The sequence below is a fragment of the Nocardioides sp. NPDC058538 genome (assembly GCF_042719275.1).
In the GTDB taxonomy this organism is placed as follows: Bacteria; Actinomycetota; Actinomycetes; order Propionibacteriales; family Nocardioidaceae; genus Nocardioides.
The window spans coordinates 38,245-46,878 of the sequence record NZ_JBHXNY010000040.1; the positions used below are offsets into that span (position 1 = coordinate 38,245).

Sequence of the window (8,634 nt, forward strand, 5' to 3'; positions counted from 1 at the left end):
CATGGCACGCATGCGCGCGGTCGACGCCGCCGTCCTGATCCTGGAGAAGGAGGGCGCGACCCAGCTGTTCGGCCTCCCCGGTGCCGCGATCAACCCCTTCTACAGCGCGATGCGTGCGCACGGTGGGCTCAACCACGTGCTCGCCCGTCACGTCGAGGCGGCCTCGCACATGGCCGAGGGATACACCCGGGCCAAGGCCGGCAACATCGGCGTCTGCATCGGCACCTCCGGTCCGGCCGGCACCGACATGGTCACCGGGCTCTACTCCGCCTCCGCCGACTCGATCCCGATCCTGTGCATCACCGGCCAGGCTCCGGTCGCGAAGCTCCACAAGGAGGACTTCCAGGCGGTCGACATCGCCGCCATCGCCGGACCACTCACCAAGATGGCGGTCACCGTGATGGAGCCCGCCCAGGTTCCGGGCACCTTCCAGAAGGCCTTCCGGCTGATGCGCGAGGGGCGTCCCGGCCCGGTCCTGGTCGACCTGCCGCTCGACGTCCAGCTGGCCGAGATCGACTTCGACGTCGAGACGTACGAGCCCTTGCCGATCGCCAGGCCGGCGGCCAGCCGTGCCCAGGCGGAGAAGGCGCTGGCGATGATGCTCGAGGCGGAGCGCCCGCTGATCGTCGCGGGTGGTGGCGTGATCAACGCCGACGCCGCCGACCTGCTCGTCGAGCTCGCCGAGGTCACCGGGGTTCCCGTCGTCCCCACGCTCATGGGCTGGGGCGCGATCCCGGACGACCACACGCTCAACGCGGGCATGGTCGGCCTGCAGACGTCCCACCGCTACGGCAACGCGACCATGCTGACCAGCGACTTCGTGCTCGGCATCGGCAACCGGTGGGCCAACCGCCACACCGGCTCGGTCGAGACCTACACCCGCGGACGTACGTTCGTGCACATCGACATCGAACCGACCCAGATCGGCCGGGTCTTCGCGGCGGACTACTCGATCGTCTCCGACGCCCACGCGGCGCTCGAGGTGCTCGTCGAGGTCGCGAAGGAGTGGGCGGCGGACGGGAAGAACCCGGACCGGACCGCCTGGGCCGAGGAGTGCGCCGAGCGCAAGCGGACCCTGCAGCGCAAGACCCACTTCGACAACGTCCCGATCAAGCCGCAGCGGGTCTACGAGGAGATGAACCGGGCTTTCGGGGCCGACACCCGCTACGTCACCACGATCGGTCTGTCCCAGATCCAGGCGGCCCAGCTGCTGCACGTCTACAAGCCGCGGCACTGGATCAACGCCGGCCAGGCCGGCCCGCTCGGCTGGACCCTGCCGGCCGCCCTCGGGGTCGCGACCGCCGTCCCCGACGACCAGGTCGTCGCGCTCTCGGGCGACTACGACTTCCAGTTCCTGATCGAGGAGCTGGCGGTCGGCGCCCAGTTCAACATCCCCTACATCCACGTGGTCGTGAACAACTCCTACCTCGGCCTGATCCGCCAGGCCCAGCGCGGGTTCGAGATGGACTACTGCGTGGAGCTCGCCTTCGACAACGTCAACAGCCCGGAGCTCGAGGGCTACGGCGTCGACCACCTCAAGGTCGCCGAGGGGCTGGGCTGCAAGGCGATCCGGGTGACCGACCCTGCCGATCTGGGTGCCGCCTTCGAGAAGGCCAAGGCGCTTCAGGCGGAGTATCGCGTGCCGGTGCTGGTCGAGGTCATCCTCGAGCGCGTCACCAACGTCTCGATGGGCGTCGAGATCGACGGCGTCGTCGAGTTCGAGGAGCTCGCCGAGCGTGGCGAGCACGCCCCGACCGCGCTCGTCCCGCTGGACTGAGGGCGGCATCCCGTGGTCCGAGTGCTGGTCGCCTCCGACAAGTTCAAGGGGTCGCTCACCGCTGCCGAGGTCGCCGCGGCGGTGAGCGCCGGGCTCCGCCGGAGGAGTCCCGGCGTGGTCGTCGACGCGATCCCGGTCGCTGACGGTGGCGACGGCACCCTGGCGGCGGCCGAGTCCGCCGGGTTCGTCCTCGTCCCGGTCCGCGTGACCGGTCCGACGGGTGAGCCGGTCGAGACGGCGTACGCCCGTCGCGACGGAGTCGCGGTCGTCGAGCTCGCCGACGCTTCCGGGTTGGCGCGGCTGCCGGGTGTGCCGGATCCGATGCGGGCCTCCAGCATCGGGGCCGGGCAGGCGATGGCGGCCGCGATCGATGCGGGCTGTCGCCGGATCGTGCTCGGGATCGGCGGCAGCGCCAGCACCGACGGGGGAGCGGGTCTGCTCTGCGGGCTCGGCGCCAGGCTGTTCACCGTCGCCGGGGACCCGGTGGGTCCGGGTGGAGCCGGGCTCGAGGAGGTCGCCCGGATCGAGGTCGACGAGCTGCGGCGGCGCCTCGACGGGGTCTCGGTCACGGTCGCGTGCGACGTCGACAACCCGCTCACCGGCCCTACCGGGGCGGCTGCGGTCTACGGCCCGCAGAAAGGGGCCGATGTGGACCAGGTACGACGGCTGGACGCCGCGCTCGGCCGCTGGGCATCTCTGGTGGCGTCGTTCACCGGGACCGATCTCCGTGGTCACCCCGGCGCCGGAGCGGCCGGCGGTGTCGGCTTCGCCGCACTCGCCCTGCTCGGCGCGGAGCTGCGATCGGGCATCGAGCTCGTCCTCGAGCTGGTCGACTTCGCCGCCGGGCTGGAAGGCGCGGACCTCGTCGTCACCGGCGAGGGCGCGCTCGACGAGCAGACCCTCAATGGCAAGGCCCCGGCCGGTGTCGCCGCCGCGGCCGCACGCGCGGGTGTCCCTGTCGTGGCGGTCTGCGGGGTCAACCATCTCGACCACGATCGGCTGCAGGCGGCCGGGATCGGGGCTGCGTACGCCTTGACGGACATCGAGCCCGATCGGCAGCGCTGCCTGACCGAGGGCGCTGCCCTGCTCGAGCAGATCGCCGAGCGGATCGCCGCCGACCATCTCATCAAGGAGGACGCATGAGCGGCCAGCGGAATGTTCACCGAGGTAACTCGGTGAGCGCCCACCTCCTTCGTGGAATTCCGCGAGGGGAGTGCATCGAGACCGAGGCAACTCGGTCAGCATCCGAGGAGACCGCGGCAGCGGCCAGCGGAATGTTCACCGAGGTAACTCGGTGAGCGCCCACCTCCTTCGTGGAGCTCCGCGAGGGGAGTGCATCGAGACCGAGGTAACTCGGTCAGCATCCGAGGAGGACGCATGAGACTGCTGAGTGTGGGCCCGCCGGGCCAGGAGCGGCCCGCGGCCCTCGACGACCAGGACGTACTGCGGGATCTGTCGGCCGTCGTGCCGACGATCGACGGCGACCTGCTCGGTGACCCGGTGCGGCTCAGGTTGATCCAAGACCTGATCGCCTCGGGCCGCCTCCCCACCGTCGCCGACGGCACCCGGATCGGACCGCCGGTGGCCCGGCCGGGCAAGGTCGTCGGGATCGGACTCAACTACGAGGACCACGCCGAAGAGGCTGGAGTCGCGATCCCGGACGAGCCGGTCGTCTTCCTCAAGCCCTCGACATCTGTCGTCGGGCCCTACGACGCGATCGAGCTGCCGCCGGGGTCGACGATGACCGACTACGAGGTCGAGCTGGGCGTGGTGATCGGGCGCCGGCTGTCCCGGTGCAGAGACCGGCGGCAGGCCCTGGCCGCGGTCGGCGGCTACCTCACGGCCGACGACGTCAGCGAGCGCGCGCGGATCGCGGCCGGGCCGACGTGGGCGAAGGGGAAGTGTGCCGACACCTTCACCCCGATCGGTCCGTGGCTGGTCACGCCCGACGCCGTCGGCGACCCGCAGGCCCTCGGCTTGGAGCTCTTGGTCGACGGCGAGCGGAGACAGCAAGGGACGACCGCCCGGATGGCCTACGGCGTCGGTGAGCTCCTCGCCTTCCTCAGTACGCTGATGACACTCGAGCCCGGCGACCTGGTACTGACCGGGACACCTGGCGGGGTCGCAGCGTTGCGGCCCGAGCCCCGACCCTTCCTGCGGGAGGGGCAGGTGGTGGAGGCCGAGGTGACTGGCCTCGGCCGCCAGCGGACGCGGGTGGTGGCAGTCGATGAGGCGGAGGTGAGGGTGTGAGTCGAGATCTCGATATCGTCATCCGGGCGGCACGGATGGTGACCCCCGAGGGCGAGCGAGCCGGAGCCGTCGGAGTCCGCGACGGCGCGATCGTCGCGGTGGCGCCGATCGCGGAGGACCTGGCCGCGGCCCGGGTGGTCGAGCTCGCCGACGACGAGGTGCTGATGCCCGGGGTCGTCGACGCGCACGTGCACGTCAACGACCCGGGGCGGACCGAGTGGGAGGGCTTCGCCTCGGCGACCCGTGCCGCGGCCGCCGGCGGGGTCACCACGATCGTGGACATGCCGCTCAACAGCATCCCGCCCACCTGCGACCTCCCGGCCCTCGACCTCAAGCACAAGACCGCAGCGAGCCAGGCCTTCGTCGACGTCGGCTTCTGGGGCGGTGCCATCCCCGGCAACCTCGCCGAGCTGCGGCCTCTGCACGAGGCGGGCGTCTCCGGGTTCAAGTGCTTCCTGCTGCACTCGGGGGTCGACGAGTTCCCGCCGCTCGACGCCGAGCAGCTCGAGCTCGCGATGCGGGAGATCGCGACCTTCGACGGTCTGCTGATCGTCCACGCCGAGGACGCCCACGCGATCGAGCATGCGCCGGAGGCAGCGGGCGGGGCGTACGAAAGATTCCTCCACAGCCGGCCCCGCGGGGCGGAGAACCTCGCCACCGCCCAGGTGATCGAGCTGGCCCGGTGGACCGGCTGCCGCGTCCACATCCTGCACGTCTCCAGCTCCGACGTGCTCGCGATGCTGGCCTCGGCCCGCCGCGACGGGGTCCCGGTCACGGCGGAGACCTGCCCGCACTACCTGACCTTCGCCGCGGAGGAGATCCCCGACGGCGCGACGCAGTACAAGTGCTGCCCGCCGATCCGGGAGGCGGCCAATCGCGAGCTGCTCTGGAACGGCCTGCGTGAAGGCGTCATCGACATGGTCGTCACCGACCACTCGCCCTCGACGCCCGACTTGAAGGCCCTAGACACCGGTGACTTCGGGGTCGCCTGGGGCGGCATCTCGTCGCTCCAGCTCGGGCTGTCGGCGGTCTGGACCGAGGCAAGGAGCCGCGGCTTCACCCTCACCGACGTCGCCCGCTGGATGTCCGAGGCTCCAGCACGTCATGCCGGGCTGAGCCGCAAGGGGCGGATCGAGGTCGACCACGACGCCGACTTCTGCGTCCTCGCCCCCGACGACTCCTACGTGGTCGATGCCGCGAAGCTCCATCACAAGAACGCCGTCACGCCCTACCACGGTCGATCGCTCGCAGGCGTCGTCCGCGAGACCTGGCTGCGTGGCGAGAAGATCGACATCGAGGCCGCGCCCCAGGGCCGGCTGCTCACCCGAGTCACCCGAGAAGGAGCCCGACCATGAGCGCAGCACACAACCCTTCTGGCCGCTACTACGCCCCGACCGGCGGCCACCCGTCGCAGCGTGAGCTGACCACCGACCGGGCCGTCTTCACCGAGGCGTACGCCGTGCTCCCTCGTGGCACCATGCGCGACATCGTCACCAGCAAGCTCCCGTTCTGGGAGGGCACCCGACTGTGGGTGATCGCCCGCCCGCTCTCGGGGTTCGCCGAGACCTTCTCGCAGTACATCGTCGAGGTCTCGCCCGGCGGCGGCAGCGACAAGCCCGAGCTCGACCCGGGCGCGGAGGGTGTCCTGTTCGTGGTCGAGGGCGCGCTGACGCTCTCGGTCGAGGGCGAGAAGCACGACCTCACCCCCGGCGGCTACGCCTTCCTCCCGCCCAGCTCCACATGGACGCTGCACAACGCCAGCGACCAGGTCGCCCGCTTCCACTGGATCCGCAAGGCGTACCAGCGGGTCGAGGGAATCGCGGTACCGGACGCATTCGTCACCAACGAGGTCGACGTGCCCGGCGGCGAGATGCCGGGCACCAACGGTGCCTGGAAGACCCAGCGCTTCGTCGACCCCGATGACGTACGCCACGACATGCACGTCAACATCGTCAGCTTCGAGCCGGGCGGCACGATCCCGTTCCCGGAGACGCACGTGATGGAGCACGGGCTCTACGTCCTCGAGGGCAAGGCCGTCTACCTGCTCAACAAGGACTGGGTGGAGGTGCAGGAGGGCGACTTCATGTGGCTGCGGGCCTTCTGTCCGCAGGCCTGCTACGCCGGTGGTCCCGACAGGTTCCGCTACCTGCTCTACAAGGACGTCAACCGCCACGCTCAGCTGAGCCGGCAGTTCACCTGATGCCGGTCGCGGTCGTCACCGGTGCCGGGTCCGGACTGGGCAGAGTGATCGCCCAGGCGCTGGACGGCGCCGGCTTCCAGGTCGCCCTGCTCGGCCGCACCAAGGCCGCGCTCGAGGAGACCGCGTCGATGATGGCGCGGTCCCTCGTGCTGCCGACCGACGTCGCCGACGCCGGTGAGGTGGAGGCCGCCTTCGCCGCCGTCGTCGGGATGTGGGGCCGCGTGGACCTGCTGGTCAACAACGCCGGCACCTTCGGACCGAGTGGTGACGTCGACGAGGTCCCGCCGGAGGAGTTCGCCGCGACGCTGGCCGTCAACGTCACCGGCTCCTTCCTCTGCGCCCGCGAGGCTTTCGCCCAGATGAAGCGGCAGGACCCGCGGGGCGGGCGGATCATCAACAACGGCTCGATCTCCGCGCACGTGCCCCGCCCCGGCAGCGCGGTCTACACCACCTCGAAGCACGCGATCACCGGCCTCACCCGCGCCCTGGCCCTCGACGGTCGCGCCCACGACATCGCCGTCGGCCAGATCGACATCGGCAACGCGGCCACCGAGATGACCGCCGGGATCGCCGTCGGCGCCCGCCAGGCCGACGGCGCCGTACGCCCCGAGCCGACCTTCGACCCCCAGCACGTCGCCGACGCGGTCGTCGCCATGGCCCAGCTCCCGCTCGGCGTCAGCGTGCCCACGATGACCATTCTCGCGACCGGGATGCCGTACGCCGGCCGCGGCTGACCGGCTTTGGGCTCCTCAAAGACTGACCCAATAGCGCCGGACCTGGTTGGCGCCGTGACTCACGGTGCCCTCCAGAAGCCCGCCGCAGCCCTCGATCGTCTTGATCGAGGCGACGTTGTCGTCGGCGCAGACAAGGAGGAGACGCTCCAGACCGGCCGTGCGTCCATGTCGGCGGATCTCAGCGAGTGCCCAGCTCGCGAGCCCTCGTCGTCGGGCTGACGGTCGGATGCCGTAACCCACATGCCCGGTTCGAAGCACCTGATCGCTGTTGGTCGTACGCAGCACGATGCCGCCGACGACCACGTCTCGGTCGACGATCCACCAGAAGAGCGCCGGTCTGGCACGGATCCGGTCCACCCAGGCGGCGAAACCGCTCGCGCTCTCAACGTCATCGCCAGGGGCGAGGCCGAAACCGTCCTCGTGGACTCCAGGGCCCCATTCCCGATGGCACTCGAGCCACGCATCTCGCAGTGCGGGGTCGGGCGCAACCAGTTCGACCACTGACCCATCGTAGGCAACATGTGCTGGTCTGAACCGGTGGATGAGTGTCTGTCTGGTCCCGTGTCCGGGTGCCAGCACGGGTGGGGCCGATACGGTGTTTGGGTTGGGAGATTTAGAAGCAGGGTGCCTGGGCGGGTGCCATTTACCTGTCTTGCGGACTTCCAGCAGCGGTCTGGCTTTGGGATTGGGATATCTGTCCCTGATTGGGTTTCGAGCTATTTCCGTGACTTTGACTTTGCGTTGTGTGGTAGGCTCGGCGCAGGCGTAAACGTGAAGGCCGACCACCTCGAAAGAGGCGTGCCCTATCTTGCCCGAGACACAACGGGTGTGGGGTAATCCAGGGGAACCAGGGGCGTGAACGCCGAGCTGCGAGGGTAAGTAATAGCCCGTACTGCCGGGCCTCCGAGACCAGCGAACCAGAACACATCCGCATCAGCGGGTGTGGAGAGTTCGTACGTCGGGAGGTGACCGTTTCGATGACCACGCTGCAACAGCCACAACACCCTGTGCTCGGGGCCGTGGTCGCGATCACCGCCTCGCTTGACGGAGTCGCGGAAGCAAACCCCTCGTTCATGGCCACCGACCAGAAGGCCGCCGCCTTGGTCGAGATCGCCCGGGCCAAGACCCAGCTGGCTGAGCTCGAGCTGCGGGTGCTCGCCGTTGCCGATGATGTGGCCGCCGAGACTGCGGCGCGCGATGTCGCGGCGTGGCTGCATCACCACACCCACCAGCGCCCCGAGACCCTGCGCGCCGACCTCCGCCTGGCCCAGGCCCTGGACCGGACCTACCACCAGGTCGCGGCCGCGATGCGAACCGGCGCCTGCAACCCGGCACAGGCCCAGGTGATCGTCAACGCGCTCGATGACCTCCCCGCAGATCTCGACACCGAGATCAAGACGAAGGCCGAAGAGGCCCTGGTCGCCTACGCGACCCGGTTCGACCCCACCCAGCTGCGCCGCCTGGGCCGTCGGATCCTCGACGTCATCGCCCCCGAGATCGCCGAAGCCGAAGAAGCCCGACGGCTCGCCGCCGAGGAGGCCCACGCCCGGAAGAAGACCCGCCTGTCCATGCGCCGGGTCGGGGACGGCACCACCCGCATCTCCGCTGTGGTCCCTGAGGCGGCCGCCGACCGGCTCGCGACGAATCTCGAAGCGTTCTCCTCGCCCAGGCGT

At 70.1% G+C, this 8,634-nt stretch carries 8 protein-coding genes; 7 read left to right on the top strand and 1 reads right to left on the bottom strand.

The genetic code is table 11. From position 1 onward, the window contains the following. The first annotated feature begins 1 nt into the window (after position 1). The 6 genes from gcl (at position 2) to ACFWQC_RS24790 (ending at position 6,961) form a co-directional block, all read left to right on the top strand. Positions 2-1,777: a glyoxylate carboligase gene (gene gcl, locus ACFWQC_RS24765; RefSeq protein ID WP_378684298.1), complete on the top strand. Its 1,776-nt coding sequence runs from the start codon at positions 2-4 to the stop codon at positions 1,775-1,777. A 12-nt stretch (positions 1,778-1,789) separates the two neighbouring features. Then, a complete protein-coding gene (locus ACFWQC_RS24770) occupies positions 1,790-2,920 on the top strand; it encodes a glycerate kinase (protein ID WP_378684300.1) in 1,131 nt (376 codons plus the stop codon). A gap of 234 nt (positions 2,921-3,154) precedes the next feature. Continuing rightward, on the top strand, positions 3,155-4,027 hold the full coding sequence (locus ACFWQC_RS24775) for a fumarylacetoacetate hydrolase family protein (protein WP_378684303.1): 873 nt from the start codon (positions 3,155-3,157) through the stop codon (positions 4,025-4,027). After that, the gene (gene allB / locus ACFWQC_RS24780; RefSeq protein WP_378684306.1) at positions 4,024-5,382 is read left to right on the top strand and encodes an allantoinase AllB; all 1,359 of its coding nucleotides are present in this window, start codon (positions 4,024-4,026) and stop codon (positions 5,380-5,382) included. Before ACFWQC_RS24775 ends, allB begins: the two co-directional genes overlap by 4 nt. Next, positions 5,379-6,227: a bifunctional allantoicase/(S)-ureidoglycine aminohydrolase gene (locus ACFWQC_RS24785; protein ID WP_378684309.1), complete on the top strand. Its 849-nt coding sequence runs from the start codon at positions 5,379-5,381 to the stop codon at positions 6,225-6,227. Before allB ends, ACFWQC_RS24785 begins: the two co-directional genes overlap by 4 nt. Continuing rightward, positions 6,227-6,961, top strand: a complete 735-nt coding sequence (locus ACFWQC_RS24790) for an SDR family oxidoreductase (RefSeq protein ID WP_378684312.1) — start codon at positions 6,227-6,229, stop codon at positions 6,959-6,961. The genes ACFWQC_RS24785 and ACFWQC_RS24790 overlap by 1 nt, the downstream gene beginning before the upstream one ends. Before the next feature lie 15 nt (positions 6,962-6,976). Here the strand turns inward: ACFWQC_RS24790 and ACFWQC_RS24795 are convergent, their stop codons facing one another. Further along, on the bottom strand, positions 6,977-7,462 hold the full coding sequence (locus tag ACFWQC_RS24795; protein ID WP_378684314.1) for a GNAT family N-acetyltransferase: 486 nt from the start codon (positions 7,460-7,462) through the stop codon (positions 6,977-6,979). A gap of 476 nt (positions 7,463-7,938) precedes the next feature. On the opposite strand from ACFWQC_RS24795, the gene ACFWQC_RS24800 reads away from it, so the two are divergent. Then, a partial coding sequence (locus ACFWQC_RS24800) for a DUF222 domain-containing protein (protein ID WP_378684317.1) occupies positions 7,939-8,634 on the top strand: 696 nt, incomplete at its 3' end.

Excerpts from the sequence above, each read along its gene's own strand:
- gcl (WP_378684298.1), top strand. The coding sequence starts at position 2 with ATGGCACGCATGCGCGCGGTCGACGCCGCCGTCCTGATCCTGGAGAAG.
- ACFWQC_RS24775 (WP_378684303.1), top strand. The coding sequence starts at position 3,155 with ATGAGACTGCTGAGTGTGGGCCCGCCGGGCCAGGAGCGGCCCGCGGCC.
- ACFWQC_RS24785 (WP_378684309.1), top strand. The coding sequence starts at position 5,379 with ATGAGCGCAGCACACAACCCTTCTGGCCGCTACTACGCCCCGACCGGC.
- ACFWQC_RS24790 (WP_378684312.1), top strand. The coding sequence starts at position 6,227 with ATGCCGGTCGCGGTCGTCACCGGTGCCGGGTCCGGACTGGGCAGAGTG.